18 protein-coding genes and 1 pseudogene are annotated in these 20633 nt (G+C 56.9%); 8 read left to right on the plus strand and 11 right to left on the minus strand.

All coding sequences use genetic code 11. From position 1 onward, the window contains the following. Window positions 1–349 precede the first annotated feature (349 nt). Together EM595_RS14500 and EM595_RS14505 are read right to left on the minus strand one after the other, a co-directional pair. Window positions 350–1180 carry a phosphoenolpyruvate hydrolase family protein gene (locus EM595_RS14500; RefSeq protein ID WP_067433557.1) on the minus strand — a complete coding sequence of 277 codons (831 nt, stop codon included), beginning with the start codon at window positions 1178–1180 and terminating at the stop codon, window positions 350–352. A 1-nt stretch (window position 1181) separates the two neighbouring features. Further along, window positions 1182–2402 (minus strand): Tm-1-like ATP-binding domain-containing protein, encoded by a 1221-nt coding sequence (locus tag EM595_RS14505; protein ID WP_067433560.1) that lies wholly within the window; start codon window positions 2400–2402, stop codon window positions 1182–1184. Window positions 2403–2663: 261 nt separating this feature from the next. Here EM595_RS14505 and EM595_RS14510 point away from each other — a divergent pair, with 261 nt between their 5' ends. After that, entirely contained in the window at window positions 2664–3299 is a 636-nt protein-coding gene (locus EM595_RS14510; RefSeq protein WP_067433563.1) for a TetR/AcrR family transcriptional regulator, read from the plus strand. 31 nt (window positions 3300–3330) lie between these two features. Here EM595_RS14510 and EM595_RS14515 read toward each other — a convergent pair whose 3' ends face one another. Both EM595_RS14515 and EM595_RS14525 read right to left on the minus strand, forming a co-directional pair. Next, a complete protein-coding gene (locus EM595_RS14515; protein ID WP_067433566.1) occupies window positions 3331–5478 on the minus strand; it encodes an ornithine decarboxylase in 2148 nt (715 codons plus the stop codon). A gap of 1017 nt (window positions 5479–6495) precedes the next feature. Beyond that, entirely contained in the window at window positions 6496–6981 is a 486-nt protein-coding gene (locus EM595_RS14525) for a CinA family protein (protein WP_067433572.1), read from the minus strand. A 219-nt stretch (window positions 6982–7200) separates the two neighbouring features. Between EM595_RS14525 and EM595_RS14530 the strand changes: the two genes are divergently transcribed. Both EM595_RS14530 and yghX read left to right on the plus strand, forming a co-directional pair. Beyond that, window positions 7201–9525 carry an FdhF/YdeP family oxidoreductase gene (locus tag EM595_RS14530; RefSeq protein WP_067435514.1) on the plus strand — a complete coding sequence of 775 codons (2325 nt, stop codon included), beginning with the start codon at window positions 7201–7203 and terminating at the stop codon, window positions 9523–9525. Between the two features lie 120 nt (window positions 9526–9645). After that, on the plus strand, window positions 9646–10533 hold the full coding sequence (yghX, locus tag EM595_RS14535; RefSeq protein WP_067433575.1) for a YghX family hydrolase: 888 nt from the start codon (window positions 9646–9648) through the stop codon (window positions 10531–10533). A 13-nt stretch (window positions 10534–10546) separates the two neighbouring features. Here the strand turns inward: yghX and EM595_RS14540 are convergent, their stop codons facing one another. Then, window positions 10547–10834 carry an Rdx family protein gene (locus EM595_RS14540; RefSeq protein WP_067433578.1) on the minus strand — a complete coding sequence of 96 codons (288 nt, stop codon included), beginning with the start codon at window positions 10832–10834 and terminating at the stop codon, window positions 10547–10549. A gap of 230 nt (window positions 10835–11064) precedes the next feature. Here EM595_RS14540 and EM595_RS14545 point away from each other — a divergent pair, with 230 nt between their 5' ends. Continuing rightward, on the plus strand, window positions 11065–12165 hold the full coding sequence (locus EM595_RS14545; RefSeq protein WP_067433581.1) for an NADH:flavin oxidoreductase/NADH oxidase: 1101 nt from the start codon (window positions 11065–11067) through the stop codon (window positions 12163–12165). A gap of 3 nt (window positions 12166–12168) precedes the next feature. Here the strand turns inward: EM595_RS14545 and EM595_RS14550 are convergent, their stop codons facing one another. The 5 genes and pseudogenes from EM595_RS14550 to EM595_RS14565 form a co-directional block, all read right to left on the minus strand. Next, complete coding sequence (locus EM595_RS14550) at window positions 12169–12360, minus strand: hypothetical protein (RefSeq protein ID WP_067433584.1); 192 nt, start codon at window positions 12358–12360, stop codon at window positions 12169–12171. A 224-nt stretch (window positions 12361–12584) separates the two neighbouring features. Then, a pseudogene (locus EM595_RS14555) lies at window positions 12585–12917 on the minus strand (helix-turn-helix domain-containing protein); the annotation flags it as partial. Window positions 12918–13052: 135 nt separating this feature from the next. Continuing rightward, entirely contained in the window at window positions 13053–13220 is a 168-nt protein-coding gene (locus tag EM595_RS20705; RefSeq protein ID WP_071852526.1) for a DUF2474 domain-containing protein, read from the minus strand. Next, the gene (gene cydB, locus EM595_RS14560) at window positions 13220–14227 is read right to left on the minus strand and encodes a cytochrome d ubiquinol oxidase subunit II (RefSeq protein ID WP_067433590.1); all 1008 of its coding nucleotides are present in this window, start codon (window positions 14225–14227) and stop codon (window positions 13220–13222) included. The genes EM595_RS20705 and cydB overlap by 1 nt, the downstream gene beginning before the upstream one ends. Window positions 14228–14231: 4 nt before the next feature. Then, window positions 14232–15656: a cytochrome ubiquinol oxidase subunit I gene (locus tag EM595_RS14565; RefSeq protein ID WP_067433592.1), complete on the minus strand. Its 1425-nt coding sequence runs from the start codon at window positions 15654–15656 to the stop codon at window positions 14232–14234. Window positions 15657–16372: 716 nt separating this feature from the next. Here EM595_RS14565 and EM595_RS14570 point away from each other — a divergent pair. Both EM595_RS14570 and EM595_RS14575 read left to right on the plus strand, forming a co-directional pair. Next, window positions 16373–17161 carry a siderophore-interacting protein gene (locus tag EM595_RS14570; RefSeq protein ID WP_173645379.1) on the plus strand — a complete coding sequence of 263 codons (789 nt, stop codon included), beginning with the start codon at window positions 16373–16375 and terminating at the stop codon, window positions 17159–17161. Beyond that, a complete protein-coding gene (locus EM595_RS14575) occupies window positions 17161–17670 on the plus strand; it encodes a PadR family transcriptional regulator (RefSeq protein WP_067433595.1) in 510 nt (169 codons plus the stop codon). Before EM595_RS14570 ends, EM595_RS14575 begins: the two co-directional genes overlap by 1 nt. A gap of 1 nt (window position 17671) precedes the next feature. Here the strand turns inward: EM595_RS14575 and EM595_RS14580 are convergent, their stop codons facing one another. Then, complete coding sequence (locus EM595_RS14580; RefSeq protein ID WP_067433598.1) at window positions 17672–19282, minus strand: inorganic phosphate transporter; 1611 nt, start codon at window positions 19280–19282, stop codon at window positions 17672–17674. 193 nt (window positions 19283–19475) lie between these two features. On the opposite strand from EM595_RS14580, the gene EM595_RS21150 reads away from it, so the two are divergent. Next, window positions 19476–19676, plus strand: a complete 201-nt coding sequence (locus EM595_RS21150; protein WP_157883893.1) for a hypothetical protein — start codon at window positions 19476–19478, stop codon at window positions 19674–19676. A 322-nt stretch (window positions 19677–19998) separates the two neighbouring features. Beyond that, entirely contained in the window at window positions 19999–20337 is a 339-nt protein-coding gene (locus tag EM595_RS21155) for a hypothetical protein (RefSeq protein WP_157883894.1), read from the plus strand. The last annotated feature ends 296 nt before the right edge of the window (window positions 20338–20633 follow it).

Raw genomic sequence — 20633 nt, forward strand, 5'->3', positions numbered from 1 at the left:
ATAAGCGCCGCGCCGGGAGCGCGTCGCGCATGGTCCGTCAGGAAAACGCTTTTGCTGAGGGTACCCACGAAGTGGGCGATTGTGTTTGCCGGATAGCGCGGGTGCAGGGCCGGGGCGACTGCCGGCCCTGCTCGGGCAGGCTTTAGCCTGTACGAAATGGTCTTTGACCTGGCCCTGCTCGGGCAGGCTTTAGCCTGTACGAAATGGTCCTTGACCTGGCCTTAAAAAGCCCGCCTGCAAGGCAAAATCGCCCTGCCACACCCCGCCTGCAAGGCAAAAAAAAGGCTGCCTGAAAGACGGATTGCCTTCCAGGTCGCCTGGCTTAATTCCCCTGGTGTTGGGAATAGTATTAGCGTTTTATATTTTTGAACTGCTGTGTGGTCTCGGTTAATGCTACTTCTGTCGGCAGCCGCTCCATAGAGCTGGCACCGTAAAATCCATCGCATAACGGGCAATGTTCAAGAATATATTGTGCATCCTGCGGCGTGGCGATCGGGCCACCGTGGCACAGAACAATCACATCCTCGCGCACTGCTTTTGCTGCCTCTGCCCATGCATTTATTATCGGCACACAGTCCGCCAAACTTAAGGCGGTTTCGGCACCAATATTACCGCCGGTGGTTAAACCCATGTGCGGCACGATAATGTCGGCGCCCGCTTCGGTCATCGCCACCGCGTCATCGGCGCTGAACACATAAGGCGTGGTCAGCAGATCTTTTTCATGCGCCAGGCGAATCATCTCCACTTCCAGCGCATAACCCATGCCGGTCTCTTCCAGATTGGCGCGGAAGTTACCGTCAATCAGGCCAACGGTAGGGAAATTCTGTACGCCTGAAAACCCCAGCGTTTTGAGATCGTCGAGAAACTTATCGAACAGGCAAAACGGATCGGTGCCGTTGACGCCCGCCAGAACCGGCGTCTTTTTCACCACCGGCAGCACCTCTTTCGCCATGTCGACCACGATTTCATTGGCGTTGCCGTAGGCGAGCAAACCCGCCAGCGAACCGCGGCCCGCCATGCGATAGCGGCCAGAGTTATAGATGACGATCAGATCGATGCCACCCGCCTCTTCGCACTTCGCTGAAAGGCCGGTGCCCGCGCCGCCGCCAATAATCGGCTCACGGCGGGCGATCATCTGCCGAAAGGTGCTGAGTATTTCCTGACGCGTAAACGCAGGCATGTTAAATCTCCCTGGAAAACAGTTGGCGAAATATTCCGACCGCTTCGTTAGCAAAAAGTGGATCATTAATGTTATAGGGCAGGCGGATCAACTGCCGCCGGCTATTTTGTTGCAGCTCCGCCTCAAGCGTGCGGATAAAAGCGTCGTTAGCCTGCGGGTTCCAGAATGGCTGGCCCGGCGCATCAAGCGCTGAGAAACCGCCTTCCGGCAGCAGGAAACGTATTTCGCCCTGGCAACGGTTCAGCTTGGCCGCGATCCATTTCGCCATGACGACATTTTCTTCTGGCGTGGTGCGCATCAGCGTCACCTGCGCGTTGTGCTCGTAAAACAGGCGCTCGGCATAACGCGCCGGTACGCTGGCCCGCGCGCCGAAGTTGACCATATCCAGCGCTCCACAGGAGAGCACGCACGGCACACCGCTGTGGGCGATGGCATCAAAGCGATCTTCGCCGCAGGCCAACACGCCGCCAAACAGCAGATCGCACACTTCGGTGGTGGTTAAATCGAGCACGCCATCAAGCATGCCGCTGGCGATCAGCTTTTCCATCGCCCTGCCGCCGCTGCCGGTGGCGTGAAACACCAGGCAGTCGAACTCCGCTTCCAGCTGATCGCTGACGTTCTGAATGCAGGGCGTGGTGACACCAAACATTGTCAGGCCCAGCGCAGGTTTGTCGCTGCTGGCCGTGGCGTCGGCAAACAGCACCGCGCCCGCCATCTGATGCGCGGCGTTGCCTAACACCTGACGAGAAATACGGTTCAGGCCGGCGACGTCGGTAACGGAATAGATCATGCTGATATCGCTGGCCCCGATGTAGCCGGAGATATCTCCTGACGCCATGGTCGAGACCATAATTTTTGGAATGCCGATCGGCAGCATCTGCATCGCAGGCGTAATCAACGCCGTGCCGCCGGAGCCGCCCAGGCCAATAATGCCCGCAACGTCGGTGGCCTGGCTGAGAAAGCGTTCAAACGCCAGCGCCATCGCCGCGATCGCTTTACCGCGATCACCACAAAATACTGCGGATGCCCCTTCAGGATGGCAGGCCGCAACCTGCTGCGGTGTGATATCGGCAGCAGAATCGACATGCAGCGCATGGGTAGACAGGTCCACCGTTTTCACCGGCAACGCCGTTTTCACAATCAGATCGCGAACGAAATTGAGTTCTCTTCCTTTAGTATCAGCCGTGGCAACTGCATAGATAAAACCCTTGTCTACGTTCATTTCTGTTACCTAATCCTGTTATATTAATCAATAACGAGTTGATAAATTTGAAATAAAAACCACACTATCCTGTGCAGAGCAGGCTGAATACGCGTTTCTGCCCAACAATATAACCGGTGTGATTAATAAATCAAGAGAATGAAACAACCGTCTCAATGTATCCACACCGTCGCTGCGTAATTTCGTCCGCAGTCGGCGGGTAATTTTTGCTATAGTGCCTTTCCGGTTACTGCTGCCGGATAAAGACAAGATGAGGTTATTGTGGTCGAAAGGGATCCCCAACAAGGAACGTCACTCACATCGACGCGCGCCCGCACGCGCCGCTTGTTGATTGACACCGCTATGGCGCTGTTTGATGGCGGCGCTTTTCCTTCCGTAACGGAAGTGGCGCATGCTGCTCAGCTCTCACGCGCGACCGCCTATCGCTACTTCCCGACGCAAAGCGCCCTGGTTTCCGCTATTGTCACCGAGACATTAAGCCCGATGCGCCAGTGGCAGCCCACGGAAAAAGAGAGTGGTGCCCGCATGGAAGAGCTGATCGCCTTTGCCTTCCCCAAAATGCTGCAACACGAAGGCACGCTGCGTGCGGCGCTGCATCTTTCGCTGACGCAATGGGCACAGGCGCAGGCGCCTGATGCGCTGCCGGTTAAAGAGAAACTGGTACGCGGCAATCGCAAACAGCTGCTGCAAAAAGTGGTCGAGCCGCTTGAGAAAGAGCTGCCGCCAGCGCTACTCAACAAGGTAATCTATTCGTTGTCGCTGATCTACGGTTCCGAAATTTTTCTGGTTATGAAGGATATCTGGGGTTGTAACGACAGCGAGTTAACAGAAGTGGCGCAATGGATGGCCAAAGCGGTGATTAATCAGGCGCGTCTTGAGGCTGGAAGCACATCGTAAAAATGGCGGCCTGCGCCGCCATATCGGTTGATCAACGCAGGACGTAGCCCATCAGCCTTTTCGCTCCCTGGTCATCCGTTTCGCTGTAAACGCCCTGCAGCTCCGGCGAGAAGCCCGGCAGCAAATTGATGCCCGCTTCCAGTGCGAGAAAATAACGCTGCACCGCCCCGCCCCACACTTCGCCCGGCACCACGCACAGCACACCCGGTGGATAAGGCAATGCGCCTTCGGCCGCAATGCGCCCCTGTGCGCTGGCGATCGGTACCAGCTCCACTTCGCCGCGAATAAACGCAATATTGGCATCCTGCGGATTCATCGCCACCGCAGGAAAACTCGCCTGACGAAACATCGCTTTTTGCAAATCCTTCACGCCATAGCTGACATAGAGATCGTGCATCTCCTGACAGAGCTGGCGCAGCGTATAATCCGCATAGCGCACCGCATTCTTGCGCCAGATGGTCGGCAGCACGTCGCTTAACAGCGCATCCTCTTTTACATGCCGTTCGAACTGCTGCAGCATCGCCACCAGCTGCGCCATCTTTTCGCGACTTTCCGCCGGTGTCAGCAGGAACAGAATCGAATTCAGATCGCACTTTTCCGGCACGATGCCGTTTTCACGCAGATAGTGAGCGAGGATGGTCGCCGGAATGCCAAAATCGGCATAGTCGCCGCTGGCCGCATCGATGCCTGGCGTGGTGAGCAGCAGCTTGCAGGGATCGATAAGATATTGATCGCGCGCGTAACCGGCAAACCCGTGCCACTCTGCGCCCGGCGCAAAGCTGAAGTAACGCGCGTCACCGGCGATGGTCTCGGTTGGCGCAGCCTGCCACGGCGCGCCGTCAACACTATCCGGCAGGAAGGGCCTGATCATTTCGCACTGACTGAGTATCGCCTTGCGCGCCTCAATGCCCATGATCACACATTCGTGCCACAACCGGCGACCCGCAGGCCCCTGGTGCATTTTGGCGTTCACATCCAGCGCGGCAAACAGCGGGTAAAACGGGCTGGTTGAGGCGTGCAGCATAAAGGCATTGTTCAACCGCTTATGGCTACAAAACCGCGCTTGGCCGCGCAGGTGATTATCTTTTTTATGAATCTGCGAGGTTTGCGAAAATCCCGCCTGCTGTTTATGCACCGACTGCGTGACAAAAATGCCGGGATCGTCGGCGTTCAGTTCGAGCAACAGCGGCGAACAGGCGGCCATCACCGGTATAAACTGCTCATAACCGACCCACGCCGAATCAAACAGAATGTAGTCGCACAGGTGGCCGATGCGGTCAATCACCTGGCGGGCGTTATAAACCGTGCCGTCATAGGTGCCGAGCTGAATGATCGCCAGCCGGAAAGGCCGCACATCGGTGGCGCGTTCAGGCGCTACCGCTGCGATCTGTTCACGCAGATACGCTTCATCAAAACAGTGCGCATCGATGCCGCCAATGAAGCCAAACGGATTACGCGCCGCCTCCAGATAAACCGGCGTGGCACCCGCCTGAATCAGTGCGCCGTGGTGGTTGGACTTGTGATTATTACGATCGAACAGCACCAGATCGCCGCGGGTCAGCAGCGCGTTAGTCACCACTTTGTTGGCGCTGGAGGTGCCGTTGAGCACGAAATAGGTTTTGTCGGCGTTAAACACCTTCGCCGCAAATTTTTGCGCATCTTTCGCCGATCCTTCATGAATCAGCAGATCGCCGAGCTTCACGTCGGCATTGCACATATCGGCACGAAACAGCGTTTCGCCAAAGAACTCGAAAAACTGGCGTCCGGCCGGATGCTTTTTAAAGAACGCGCCGCCCTGATGCCCCGGACAGGCAAAGGTGCTGTTTTCCATCGCGACATATTTGGTCAGCGTATCGAAAAAAGGCGGTAGCAGCGCCGCTTCATAGGCGGCCGCGGCCTCTTCCAGCAGCGCGCCATCACCTTCATCGCCGCGCAGTATCGCAGTGACTTCGGGCAGATTTTCCGGCAGCTCCCCCGGCGCCAGCTGAATAAATACCGGCAGCGAAAAGCCGGTATGCCGCAGCAGCGCCAGCATCCCGCTGCGCGCATCGGCCAGCGACAACACAACGGCGGCAATGTCGGTAAAGTCAGTGTTATCCAGCGTTACGATCTGGCGTATCGTGCGCAGTCGCAGCACAGGAGCCAGCGCAATGCTGGCGGCAATTTTTAACGGAGTCATAGCACAAATCCCCGGCGGTCAAGGATGAGCGGGTGCCTGAGGCACAGCAAAGGAGAGCACAGCACTCCCGGCGAATGATGTTGATTCTGGTGCAAAGCGATATCGCGCCTCACCCGCCAGACATCAGTAAAAACAGAGGATGATGTCTGCTTTTACGCATGTCCAACAGCCAACAAACCCGGCTTCACCGCAGATTAGGTGTGTGTATCGCACCAGCATGGCAAGCTACGCATCGCCCGGATTCCACCTTAACAACACGGCGATCAACAGCATCAGCCAGCAGCAGTAAACCCGTCATCGCGATAACCTTCCACAAGGAGAACAAACAAAGAAAAGGAGAAAAAAAGGCCGCGCAATAATCGCACTTTACCCACCGCCAAACAACCCAAAAAGAATAAATAAAAAGTCACACCTAAAAAACACAAGATACTGAAAAAATTAAAATAAAATAAAAAAACACGAAAAATATCGATTAAAAAATCTCAATAACCGAAAAATTATGCAAATAACTCACTCATTCCTCGCCTCCAAACCCTTAGTTTACTGGCCCGCTCATTATCTCTCCTCGATTCATACCTGGCGAACAGCTTCCCGACTCCAGCCGTCCGCTGTTCAATTTCCGCTTTTCTCTTTCCGCCTTTCGCCTTTCGCTTTTTGCTTTTTGCTTTTTGCTTTTGATTTTGACCTGGGTTTTGACCTTGAGGAGGCATCACTACCGCCGAGGCAAAAGCGTTTTCCAGGGCGAGCCGCAGGGATGCGGCGAGAAGGCGCGTTGAGCCGGGAGCGAATCGCGCCTGGTCCGTCAGGAAAAGGGATTTGCTGAGGGCACCCGCTTCAGCGGGCGGGTGTGTTTGCCGGATAGCGCGGGTGCAGGGCCGGGGCGACTGCCGGCCCTGCTCGGGCTGCCTGCAAGGCAGAACGAAATCGCCTTTGACCTGGCCTTTGACCTTGCCGTTGACCTTAAGACATTGACCTTAAAACATTGACCTTAAAAAGCCGCCTGCCAGGCACCCCCCCCTACACCAATAACTCCCCCAACCTCCGCAAAGCATGACTCGCCGCCTGCACAATCACTCGCTCCGGCTCATCCTTAAACAGCATGCGCTCGCTGACCACGCCGCCGTTGGGCAGGCTCCATGCAAACCAGATGGTGCCCGCTGGTGTACCGTCTTCCGCATCGTCCGGCCCGGCGTAGCCGCTGATCGCCAGGCCCACCGCCTCCTGGGCCAGCGCCTTAATGCCCTCGGCCATTTCACTCACTACCTGCTGGCTGACCGCCGTATATTGCGCCAGGCTCTCGGCCTTCACACCGAGCACGCGCTGCTTGGCATCTTCGGTATAGCTCACCACGCCGCAGCTAAAAAAGTCCGCGCTGCCGCTGGTGGCCCCCATCGCCTGGCTGGTGAGGCCCGCCGTGCAGGATTCCGCAATCACCAAACGCACGCCCGCTGCCTTTAATTTTTCCGCCGTTTCTTCCGCTAACGAAATCAGTGCCTTATCCATATTTTTCCTCCGCAATCTAACGTAGCCGGTAGCGGCTACCCGTTGAAAATAATCCTAGCTCAACGGCCCGATCGGGCAAGCGTAACGCGGGCACCCAAACCCAACGCGGAAACATTTTGAGAAAGTAAAACACGTATTGAAAACACCACTTTTACGGCTTAACGCGATTTATGTACCAGGCTTAGAAGAAAAATAATCAGCAGAACAATGTGGAGCATTATGAAAGAGCAAAATCGCACCGTAGGCATCGCGCCTTATGGCGGCTCAGCCGGTGGCTGGGGCGCATTAAAAGCCGTGGCTGACGCTATTCGCGGCCAGATGTCGGTCAAACAGGATGTGATCGCCCTGTTCAAAGTTAACCAGCCGCAAGGCTTTGACTGCCCCGGCTGCGCCTGGCCCGATCCGCAGCACGCCTCATCGTTTGAGTTCTGTGAAAATGGCGCCAAGGCGGTTTCCTGGGAAGCCACCAGCAAGCGCACCACGCCAGAATTTTTCGCCGCGCACACGGTCAGTGAGCTTTGGCACCGCAACGCGTTTGAGCTGGAAGGCGAAGGCCGCCTGACGCACCCGATGAAATATGACGCGGCAACAGATACTTATCAGCCGATTGAGTGGGAAACCGCCTTTAACGAGATTGGCGAGCATCTGCGCAGCTATGAAGACCCCAACAGCGTGGAATTTTACACCTCGGGCCGCGCCTCAAATGAAGCCGCGTTTCTGTGGCAGCTGTTTGCCCGCGAATATGGCACCAATAACTTCCCCGACTGTTCCAACATGTGCCACGAGCCTACCAGCGTCGGCCTGCCGGAATCGATCGGCGTCGGCAAAGGCACGGTGCAGCTGGAAGATTTTGATCACGCCGATCTGGTGCTCTGCATCGGCCACAATCCCGGCACGAACCATCCGCGCATGCTCGGCACACTGCGCGAAGTCTCCAAACGCGGCGGCACCATCGTCGCCATCAACCCGCTACGCGAGCGCGGACTGGAGCGCTTTACCTCGCCGCAAAGCCCTATCGAGATGCTGTCGTTTAGCTCAACCGAACTCGCCTCAACCTACTACAAAGTGCGCGTCGGTGGTGATGCCGCCATGCTGAAAGGCGTGATGAAGCTGCTGCTGCGCATGCATGAAGATGCGTTGGCGGCGGGCGAGCCGGGCGTGATCGACGAAGCCTTCATCAACGAACACACCGAAGGTTTTGACGCGCTGAAAGCCGATCTCGATGCCACCGACTGGGATCACATCCTGAAGGTGTCGGGCATGGAACGTGAGGAAATCCAGCACATTGCGCGTCTGTACGCCAGTGCGGAGAGAACCATCGTCTGTTACGGCATGGGCATTACCCAGCACCAATACGGCACGCAAAACGTGCAGCAAATCGCTAACCTGCTGCTGATGCGCGGCAATATTGGTAAAAAAGGCGCCGGCATCTGCCCGTTGCGCGGCCACTCCAACGTGCAGGGTGACCGCACCGTTGGCATCACCGAAATTCCGTCGCAGGAACTGCTCGACAGCATTGAAAAAGCTTTTGGCTTCCGGCCGCCGCAGGAACACGGTCACGGGGCGGTTGAGGCGATTCGTGCCATTCGCGATGGTCATTCGAAAGCCCTGCTCTGCCTTGGCGGCAACCTGGCGGAAGCGATCTCCGATCCGCAGGTCACCTTCCCGGCGATGCGCAAGCTCGATCTGGTGGTGCACATGGCGACCAAGCTCAACCGTTCGCACCTGCTGCTTGGCAAGCATAATTACCTGCTGCCAGTGCTGGGCCGTACCGAAACCGACGTGCAGAAGTCTGGCGCGCAGAGCGTTACGGTGGAAGATTCCATGTCGATGGTGCACGCCTCGCGCGGCTCGTTAAAGCCTGCCTCGCCGCATCTGAAGTCCGAACCGGCGCTGGTTGCCGGGCTGGCGATGGCCACCCTGCCGAATACCGTGGTGGACTGGCAGAAGATGATCAACGACTACAGCTTTATTCGCGACGCCATTGAAAAGGTGTTCCCGGCCTTTGCAGACTTCAATGAGCGGGTGAAGCAGCCAGGTGGCTTCCACCTGCGTAACACCGCCGCTGAACGCGTCTGGAACACGCCAACTGGCCGCGCGCAGTTTAAGGTGATGCAGGGGATTAACGAAGATCCACGCTCGCTGAAATGTCACGATATGGTGCTGACCACGCTGCGTAGCCACGATCAGTACAACACCACGCTGTATGGCCTGAACGATCGCTATCGCGGCGTCACCGGTCGCCGTGATGTACTGTTCATCAATGCCGATGAAGCGGAGAAGCGTCAGCTACGCGTCGGCGATCAGGTTAACGTCATCGCGCTGGATGCTGAGGGCAATCACACGTCGCGCCGCATGGATAATCTCACCATTGTAGTGCTGGATATGGCCGCCGGTTCTGCAGGCGCTTACTATCCTGAAGCGAACGTGTTGGTGCCGCTGGACAGCCACGATACCAAAAGCGGCATTCCAGCCTATAAAAGCGTGCCGATCGCCATGGAACGCGTAGCGGAACCGGTGGAAACCTCGGGCGCGCGCCGCTAACCTTTCGCCAGACGATGGATAACAGCCCACTTCGGTGGGCTTTTTTACGCCGCTCACTGCTTTCTTTTTCATCAATTTGCCTGTTATGTTACAGGTCAATCTGCTGAACAGGAGTCGGTCATGACGCGTCTTACTGCAAAAGATTTCCCGCCCGAACTGCTCGAGCTTTACGACTATTACGCCCACGGAAAAATCAGCAAACGTGAGTTCATTTCGATGGCGGCGAAACTCGCCGTTGGCGGCATGACCGGCGCGACGCTGCTGGGCATGATGAGCCCCAACTATGCGCTGGCGCAGCAGGTGGAGTTCACCGATCCCGCCATTATCCCGGAATATATTCATTACGATTCGCCTACCGGCAACGGCGAGGTGCGCGCCTACATGGTGAAACCGGCCAACGCCAGCGGTCCGCTGCCCGCCGTGATGGTGGTGCATGAGAACCGTGGCCTAAACCCTTATATAGAAGATGTCGCCCGCCGCGTTGCCAAAGCGGGCTTTGTGGCGCTGGCGCCGGATGGCCTGAGCAGCGTGGGCGGCTATCCCGGCAATGACGACAAAGGGCGCGAGCTGCAGGCGCAGGTCGATGCCACCAAACTGATGAATGACTTTTTCAACGGCATCGATTTTTTAATGCACCATCAGGCCAGCAACGGCAAGGTCGGCATAACCGGTTTCTGTTACGGCGGCGGTGTCGCCAATGCGGCGGCGGTTGCCTTTCCGGAGCTGCGCGCCGCGGTGCCTTTTTATGGGCGCCAGCCGAAAGCGGAAGATGTGCCGCGCATCAAGGCGCCGCTGCTGATCCACTATGCGGCGCTGGATACGCGCATCAATGAGGGCTGGCCCGCCTGGGAGGCGGCGCTCAAGGCGAACAATAAACAGTACGAGGCCTGGATCTATCCTGGCGTAAACCACGGCTTTCACAACGATTCAACACCGCGCTACGACAAAGCCGCTGCCGATCTCGCCTGGGATCGCACGCTGGGCTGGTTCCGACGATATCTGGTGTAGTGCGTGGCAGACTTCAGCTGCCGCGCTTCTCGTTGTGGCCCAGATTTCTGTCCGGGAAGGCGTGATCGCGCAGCCGCTGCTTCATCGCCGCCGCCTCCGGAAAGCCGCCGTCGACCTTGCGATCCCACAGCAGCGTGCCATCGGCTTTGATCTGATAGATGCCGCCGGTGCCCGGCACCAGCGTCACCGATGCGAGATCGGTGCTGAAGGTGTGCAGCAGTTCCTGCGCCATCCATGCGGCGCGCAGCAGCCAGTTGCATTGTGAACAGTATTCGATGGTGATAGCGGGTGAAGGGGACATGACGATACTCCGACAAGGATCAGAATGAAGCCCTATTTTGCCAGCTATTGCGCGGCAAGCCCACATTCGTGCAGCCACAGCCACTGGTGGTAAGTGCGCGGGCGCAGTGAACGGGTATTATCGCGATGACGCGATCGCGTGGCAATGTCGCGACGATGGCTCATGCCAACCGATTTCCTGCCGGACAATGTTGTCCGCAGGCATGTTTAACGCAGTATTCAGGAGAAGCTATGTCAGGGTTATTTTCCCCCTTTACGCTGAAATCAGTGACGTTGCGCAACCGCATCGCCGTACCGCCAATGTGCCAGTACAGCGCCGTTGACGGCTTCACTAACGAATGGCACAACGTGCACTACAGCGCTCTGGCGCGTGGCGGCGCGGGCCTGGTGATCGTTGAGGCCACCGCGGTTTCCCCTGAGGGCCGTATCACACCGGGATGTACCGGCATCTGGAACGACGAGCAGGCTGAAGGCCTGGCTAAGATCGCCCGTGACATCAAAGCAGCAGGCGCGGTGCCGGGGATTCAGATTGCCCACGCCGGGCGTAAAGCCAGCGCCAACCGCCCGTGGGAAGGCGATGACCATATCACCGCCGGTGATGCCCGCGGCTGGGAAACCATCGCGCCATCTGCCGTGGCCTTTGGTCAAAACCTGCCGCAGGTGCCACGCGAAATGACACGTGAAGATATCGCCCGCGTCACCGCTGATTTTGCCGCCGCTACCCGTCGCGCCCGCGATGCCGGTTTTGAGTGGATTGAGTTGCATTTCGCCCACGGCTATCTGGCGCAGAGCTTTTTCTCGGTGCACTCCAACCAGCGCACTGATGAGTACGGTGGCGATCTGCAGGGCCGCAGCCGCTTCATGCTGGAAACGCTGGATGCGGTACGCAAAGAGTGGCCTGAGCACCTGCCGCTGACCGCCCGTTTCGGCGTCATCGAATATGATGGCCGCGACGAAGAGACGCTGCAGGAGTCAATTTGGGTGACGAACGAGATGCGTAAAAACGGTCTGGATATGCTCAGCGTCAGCATCGGCTTTTCTACGCCGGACGCCGCTATTCCGTGGGGACCGGCATTTCTGGCGCCGATTGCCGAACGCGTGCGTCGCGATGCGGATATTCCGGTCGCTTCCGCCTGGGGCATTGATGTGCCGGCAATGGCGAACGAAACCGTGGAGAAATCACAGCTGGATCTGGTGATGGTGGGTCGTGCGCACCTGGCAAATCCACACTGGCCTTACCATGCCGCGCTGAAACTTAATCAGGATCGCGCCGCGTGGGTCTTGCCAGCGCCTTATGCGCACTGGCTTGAGCGTTATCGCACCAGCGAGTAAGCCTTACTGCAGGGCGCAGGACGCGCCCTCATCGAGATGCTCTGACAGATTGGCATCCCCGAGGATTTCGCCTTCGTGGCAGCGGGTGTTGTGCAGCATGTTGTTTTTTTCGTTCAGCGGCGAGGTGCTCTGCGCACAGGCCGTCTGGCCCGCGAGTGACGCAGCAAATAGTACAGTAAACAGTAACGAGCGCATGATCTTCTGCTTTTTTAAAAATCAGTGAAAGGTTGAGCGGGAAATTACGCCATCTTCAGCGCGCGGCGATTATGCCGCCAGCGCGCCCTGTCGTCTTATTAACGCGTGCTCTTTTCCACGTTTTTTTCATCGGCGTTGTTCATCATCCATGCGGGCAACTGAGGCTCGGGGATCGCCGTGCCACCAAAGGGGCAATAGAGCGCGCTGTCATCGGTTTGGCTGGCGCGTCGATAGGCGGCAGGCGTCTGATGAAAATGGCTTTTGAACACGCGGGTAAAGTGCTGCTGGGTGTTGAAACCGTAACGAATGGCGATATCCAGAATAGAGAGGCGCGTTTTACGTAACGCCACGGCAGACTGCGTCAAACGGCGCTTGCGGGTGTAATTCGCCAGCGTTTCGCCGGTGTAATCTTTAAACAGCCGCTGCATGTGCCATTTTGAATATCCCGATTTGTCGGTAATGGTGTCGATATTGAGTTCGGCAGAGAGGTTGGCTTCTATCCAGCCGATAAGCTGACTGAAGTAGGCCTGTTTTAACGTGAGGTCGGACTTTCTCATTGCGGATGCGCGCTAGCGGGCAGTGGTTTATCAAATGGTGAAGTAGTTTAGCATGAAATCATTACATTGTTAACGATTGGCACCACCGGGAAGCCGTGCGCATAAAAAAACGCCCCGTTGCGGGGCGTTCAGCGATCAGTGAGATTTCATGCCTGCCGCGGTCATCATCATGCGGAACAGCATGGCGACGACGCCTAACGCCAGCACGCTGGCGCCGTAGATAATCACCAGCCACAGCATGCGCTGCCACAGTGGCGCTTTGGGTGTTGCGGTTGCTTCAGTCACAGAACCCTCCTGAATCATCAATGGTAGCCTTCATCCGGCGTGATTTTGCCGCGGAACACGTAGTAGCTCCAGAAGGTGTAGCACAGGATCACCGGGATAATCAGCAATCCACCCACCAGCATAAAGCCCTGGCTTTGCGGCGGTGATGCGGCATCCCAAATGGAGATCGACGGTGGAATAATGTTTGGCCAGATGCTGATGCCGAGGCCGGTAAAGCCAAGGAAAATCAGCGCCAGCGTCAGCAGAAACGGTGTGTAGTGCGCATGGCGCTTCACCGCTTTCAGCAGGCCCCAGGCGCACAGCACTACCAGCACCGGCACCGGCAGAAACCAGAACAGGTTCGGCAGCGTGAACCAGCGATGGGCGATGCTGGCGTGTGACAGCGGCGTCCAGATGCTGATCACCGCGATCGCCGCCAACAGGGCAAGCAGCAGCGGCGGCACCAGTTTTGACATCTTCTGATGCAGCGCGTTGTCGGTCTTCATGATCAGCCAGGTGGCGCCCAGCAGCGCATAGGCCAGCACCAGGCCAACGCCGCAGAACAGCGGGAACGGCGCCAGCCAGTCCAGCGCAGAACCAGCAAAGGTACGATTCACCACCGGGAAACCGTTCAGGATCGCGCCAACGGCCACGCCCTGACTAAAGGTGGCGACCACCGATCCAAAGATAAAGGATTTATCCCAGAAGGCGCGGTGACTGACGGTAGCCTTGAAACGGAACTCAAACGCCACGCCGCGGAAAATCAGGCCAAACAGCATCACGGTCAACGGAATCGCCAGCGCATCAGCAATCACCGCATAGGCCAGCGGAAAGGCGCCATACAGCGCCGCGCCACCCAGCACCAGCCAGGTTTCGTTACCGTCCCAGACCGGCGCCACGGTGTTAACCATCATGTCGCGCTCAACCGCATCCTTGTTAAACGGAAACAGGATGCCGATACCCAGGTCGAAGCCATCCATGACGATATACATCAGGGTGGAGAAGACGATGATGGTGAACCAGATAATAGAGAGATCGATACCCATCGAATTATTTCACCTCTTCTGCTGAGTCATGACCTTCCTGCACCGCAGAGAGCGGACGGGCTGGCGTACGTTTCTGGCCCGGACCGCCTTCTGGCGTATGACCGCCCTCGCCCGGCTTCGGCCCTTTCTTGATCAGGTGCGTCATGTAGCTGTAACCAACGCCAAACACCGACATATAAACCACGATAAAGGCGATCAGGCTGATGCTCATGTGCAGATCGCCATGGGCAGAGACCGCATCTTTGGTGCGCAGCAGGCCATACACCACCCACGGCTGACGGCCAATTTCAGTGGTAAACCAACCGGCCAGAATAGCGATTAAGCCGCTTGGCCCCATGAACAGGCAGAACCACAGGAACGGACGCGAGCTGTAGAGGCGTTTTTTCACGCGCAGCCACAGGCTGACCACGCCCATCAGCACCATCAGCATGCCCAGCCCGGCCATCACGCGGAAAGACCAGAACACGATGGTGGAGTTAGGACGATCCTCTTTCGGGAAGGTCTTCAGCGCTGGCACCTGCTCGGTCAGGCTGTGCGTCAGGATCAGGCTGCCAAGATAAGGAATTTCCAGCGCATATTTGGTTTTTTCCTGCTCCATATCGGGCAGGCCAAACAGGATTAATGGCGTCGGTTCACCCGGCGGGTTTTCCCAGTGCCCTTCAATCGCCGCGATTTTCGCCGGCTGATGGTGCAGCGTATTCAGCCCGTGCATGTCGCCCAGCATCGCCTGAATCGGCGAGACGATCAGCGCCATCCACAGCGCCATAGAGAACATTTTGCGAATAGCCGGGGTATCGTTTTTACGCAGCAGATGCCACGCCGCCGAGGCGCCAACAAAAAAGGCGCTGGCCAGAAACGCCGCGGTAGCCATGTGCATCAGGCGGAACGGGAACGACGGGTTGAAGACAATCTTCATCCAGTCCACCGGCACCACCAGGCCATTCTGAATCTCATAGCCCTGCGGCGTCTGCATCCAGCTGTTGGAGGCGAGGATCCAGAAGGTGGAGATAATAGTGCCCAGCGCAACCATGCAGGTGGCGAAGAAATGCAGGCCAGGACCCACGCGGTTCCAGCCGAACAGCATGACGCCGAGGAAGCCCGCCTCAAGGAAGAAGGCGGTCAGCACTTCATAGGTCAGCAACGGGCCGGTGACGCTACCGGCGAACTGCGAAAAGCCGCTCCAGTTGGTACCGAACTGATAGGCCATCACCAGACCAGAAACCACGCCCATGCCAAAGTTCACCGCGAACACCTTCGACCAGAAGTGGTAAAGATCGCGATAATCATCGTTACGGGTTTTCAGCCACAGCCCTTCCAGCACCGCCAGAAAACTGGCCAGGCCGATGGTGATGGCGGGAAAAATAATGTGGAAGGAGACCGTAAACGCGAATTGTATCCTTGCCAGATGAAACGCATCTAATCCGAACATTGCTTACCTCTATGCGACATAACACACCTTGTTAATTACTTATATTTAACAAATCGATTTCATTTGTTACTTTTTTATTATTCTGAATTCAATAGCGAATAAAAAGAGAGCGGAAAATAAGGAAAAATGAACCGGAGGCAACTATATCAATTTATTTTGACGCTGATCATTGTTTTTTATTGAAACTATTATGATAAAAAACAAGGCGTCAGGTTAAATATCGACACGCAATGTAAAGGCAATGTAAATGACAAGGCGAGTTGTTAAAAAGCAGCAACTTATGCATTAAACACAGCGTGAAACCGGGTCGTAATGGCTTTTTTTAACGCCTGATGGCGTTTATTTCCGGCAATCCAGGGTGATAAAAAGGATTATGTTTAGCCTGAAGCAAATGAATTTACTGCCACTTTTAGCAAAATTAATTTCACAGGCGACTTTTAGGTAAAAAAAGAGCATGAGCAATTTTATTTAACGCTTACGGCGCCTTATTTCGCCCCTTTCACCCACCTATTTTTTAATTGTTTCCGCCCGGCGGCTATGCATTTTTACTACGGGCAAAAAGTGCGATTGCGGCACAGACCAGGGTACAGCGCTGTTGCCAGGCGGACGATTTGTGCCATCGCGCTTGTTTCTAAAATATATCTTAGATAGGGTATGAGACAACGTAAACGGCTGCCCATGAAGCAGCCCCGCCCTCTTTCAGACAGGACTATGCCATGAGTATTGAATCCACTCCGCTGCACTATGCCGTGCCACAACGCGTGAAAAACGAGCTGGTATTCCGCCAGATGACCGTCCAGCAAAAAACGCGGGTTGCCGACGCGTTTTACCGCATTGTCTTTCACGGTGAGCAGCTGAAAGGCTTTCATTCGCCGAGCTTCGACGATCACAGCAAGCTGTTTTTCCCCGATGCCAACGGCGTACTGCATCTGCCGACGCTCACCGATGAGGGCATCAGCTGGCCGCAGGGCGTGCGCCCCGCAGCACGCGATTACACACCGCTGGCGTTTGACGGTGAAGGCAGCCTGACCATCGACTTCTTCCTGCATGACGGCGGCGTCGCCAGCGAATGGGCCAAACGTGCTCAGCCGGGCGATGCGCTGGCGGTTGGCGGCCCGCGCGGCTCGACGATCATTCCCACCGACTATCCGTTCCAGGTTTACAGCGCTGACGAAACCGGCTTACCGGCGCTCAAACGTCGCCTGGCGGAACTGCGGCCGCTGCTGGCGGAAAAAGAGATTCACGTGCTGGCGCAGGTAAATGAAGCGGTCGGTCGCGCCTATCTTGGCGAGCAGCCGGGCATTCATTTTCAGTGGCTCGACTCCGCCGAGGCGCTCACTGCTGCGCTGCACGCACTGACGCTGCCGGGCGAAGGTTACTTCTTCTGGCTGACCGGCGAAGGTGCGCAGACCAAAGCACTGGCTGATTCTTTGGTGCAGCAGCGGCAGATTGACGACCGCTGGATCCGCGCCGTGGCGTACTGGCATCAGAAAGCGGAGGCGTAATGCGGGAGGAGAAAAGCGCCCAGTCGCGCGCGGGCAGGCAGAAACGGCGCGAACGGCTGCTCGATGCTGCCGATGCACGGCTGCTGATGCTGCATATCCTCGCACAGCGCAGCGCGCACGGTTATGAACTGATCAAAGCGATTGAGGAGATGGCCGGTGGCGAATATGCCCCCAGCCCGAGCCTGATCTATCCCAATCTGACGTTACTGGAAGAGATGGGACAGATTGCTCCGGCGCCTGACGGCGGCGACAAAAAAGCCTGGCAGCTCACCACAGCAGGTCATGATGCGCTGGCAGAGCAGCAGGAGAAGCTGACGGCGGTGACCGCGCGACTGGAAACGCTGGCGGTGCTGGTGGCTAACCGTGATATTCCGGCCATCAGCGAGGCGATTCATCTGATGAAAGGCACGCTGCATCAGCGCCTGGCGCAGGCGGATCTGTCGCCCGCCACGCTGGCGAAGATTGTCAGCGCGCTGGAAAAGGCGGCAAAGGACATTGCCGCCAGCTGACTCAGAAGTGTTTAAACAGCCAGTAAAGCAGCGCGGAGAGCAGGATGGAGACCGGCAGGGTCAGAATCCATGCCATCGCCAGATTGCGCAGCGTGCTGAGCTGCAAGCCGGAGCGGTTAGCCGCCATCGATCCCGCCACGCCCGAGGAGAGCACGTGCGTGGTGGAGACCGGTAAGCCAAAAGCATCCGCCGCGCCGATGGTGAACATCGTCACCACTTCGGCGCTGGCGCCCTGCGCATAGCTCAAATGCGTTTTGCCAATCTTCTCGCCTACCGTAACGACAATGCGTCGCCAGCCCACCATGGTGCCGAGGCCCAGCGCAATGGCTACCACCACTTTGACCCAGAACGGGATAAAGCGCGTGGCGTTATCCAGTTCCGCCTTCAGCGCGGTGAGGTTATCGCCAATCTGCGGCGTCACCGCCACCTTTTCGCTTTTAACATGCTTGATGGTTTCCGACGCGAGATACATGTTGTTGCGCGTGTTGCTGACCCGCTCCGCCGGAATGCGGTTTACGTCGCCATACTGACGGATATCATCGGAGATAGTGGCCGACAGCTGCGCCAGCGCGGGCATTACCGCCGGTTTCAGTTCGCCGGTACGCACATATTCGGTTAACACCGCGCGCGGCGATTCTACGCTAGCCGGTTGCGGATACTGACGGTGCAGCTGCTGGGCGGTAACTGATGCCAGCGCCGCTACACGGGGGATCTGCTCCGGCGGTATCGAGCGGTTCAGCGCATAGGCGATCGGCATGGTGCCCACGAGGATCAGCATGATCAAACCCATGCCTTTCTGGCCATCATTCGATCCGTGCGCAAACGACACGCCGGTGCAGGTCAGAATCAGCAGGCCGCGGATCCAGATCGGCGGCGGCTTTGGCCCTTCCGGCGCACGATAGAGCTGACGATTTTTCACAAAACGTTTCATCACCAGCAGCAGCGCGGCGGCGCTGACAAAGCCGATCACCGGCGACAGCAGCAGCGCATAGCCGACCTTCAGCGCCTGATCCCAGTCGACACCGCTGGATCCGTCGCGGCCGTTAAGCAGCGCATTCGCCACGCCGACGCCAATAATCGATCCGATCAGCGTATGCGACGATGATGACGGCAGGCCAAAATACCAGGTGCCGAGATTCCAGATAATGGCCGAGAACAGCAGCGCATAAATCATCGCGAAACCGCCGCCGCTGCCCGCCTGCAGAATCAGCTCAACCGGCAGCAGCGAGATAATGCCAAACGCCACCGCGCCGCTGGAAAGCAGCACGCCGAGGAAGTTGAAGAAGCCTGACCAGATCACCGCGGTGGTCGGCGGCAACGAGTGGGTATAAATCACCGTGGCAACGGCGTTGGCGGTGTCGTGAAAACCGTTCACAAATTCAAAGCCCAGCGCAATCAGCAGCGCCAGGCCGAGCAGCAGAAACGGCACGTAGCTGGTAAATTGCGCCCCGCTCTCTTCGACGTCGTTAAACAGATTCACCCCGGCAAAGGCGATGCCGAGCACCAGCAATAAAATAAAGAAGGTAATGGTGGTACGACTGTTCTTACCGTAAATATTAGGACGGCCGTGTTGGGCCAGCGGAGGCGTGGAGAGTGTGCTGTTTTGGCTCATGTCTCACCTGTTATTATCGTTGCTAAACGCACCGGCACAGTGTCGGGCTACGCAGGCTGTGATACCGCCGTTTCATGACAGTTGAATGAAGGAGGAGGCGGGTGTTTGCCGTGGGCAAATCCCTTAGGCCGGGCTGGCCGGAAGTTTTGCCCGGGAGCGGGCGGCTTTTTGCCTTGCAGGCGGCGTAAGGTCAATGGCTGCCTGGTTCTGCCTTGCAGGCGGCTTTAAGGTCAACGTCTTTAAGGTCAACGTCTTTAAGGTCAACGTCTTTAAGGTCAACGGCTATTTCGTTCTGCCCTTCGGGCCGCCCGAGCAGGGGCGGCAGTCGCCCCGCCCCTGCACCCCGGCTATCCGGCAAACACAACCGCCCGCCAAAGGCGGGTTCCCTCAGTAAAAGCATTTTCCTGACGGACCAGGCGCGATTCGCTCCCAGCTCAACGCGCCCTCTCGCCGCATCCCTGCGGCTCGCCCTGGAAAACACTTTTCCCTCGGCGGTGGTGATGCCTCTTAAAGGTCAAAACCCAGGTCAAAACCGAAAAGATAAAAGATGAAATTTTAAATAAAACCTAAAACCTAAAACCTAAAACTCAAAACTCAAAACTCAAAACTCAAAGCTCAAAGCTCAAAGCCCGGGATCCTTAATCTGATATCTGAAACTAAAAATTAAAGTGCCTTTGCCCTGTGGCCTGTGGCCTGTGGCCTGTGGCATTTGGCATTTGGCATTTGGCATTTGGCATTTGGCATTTGGCATTTGGCGTTTGGCATTTGGTGCTTGGTATTTGGTATTTGGTGTTTGGTGTTTGGTGTTGGGTGTTTGGTGTTTGGTGTTGGGTGTTTGGTGTTTGGTGTTTGGTGTTTGGTGTTTGGTACTTGGTGCTTGGTGTTTGGTGTTTAGTGCTTGGTATTTGGTGTTTGGCGTTTGGCGTTTGGCGTTTGGCTTTGTCTTAGATGTTCAGGTTTTGACCTGGGTTTTGACCTTTAGAGGCATCACAACTGCTGAGGAGGTGAACATTTTAGGATGGCCCGCCATGGATGGCGGGACAAGGGAGCGCTGAGCGGGGAGCGAATCGCGAGCGGTCCGTGAAGAAATGTGAACCGACGAAGGGACCCGCGCAGCGGGCGGTTGTGTTTGCCGGATAGCGCGGGTGCAGGGCCGGGGCGACTGCCGGCCCTGCTCGGGCAGGCTTTAGCCTGTACGAAATCGCTTTTGACCTGGCCCTGCTCGGGCAGGCTTTAGCCTGTACGAAATCGCTTTTGACCCGGCCCTGCTCGGGCAGGCTTTAGCCTGTACGAAATCGCTTTTGACCTGGCCCTGCTCGGGCTGCCTTTAGGCAGAACGAAATGGCTTTTG

The organism is Duffyella gerundensis (assembly GCF_001517405.1).
GTDB classification, from domain to species: Bacteria; Pseudomonadota; Gammaproteobacteria; order Enterobacterales; family Enterobacteriaceae; genus Duffyella; species Duffyella gerundensis.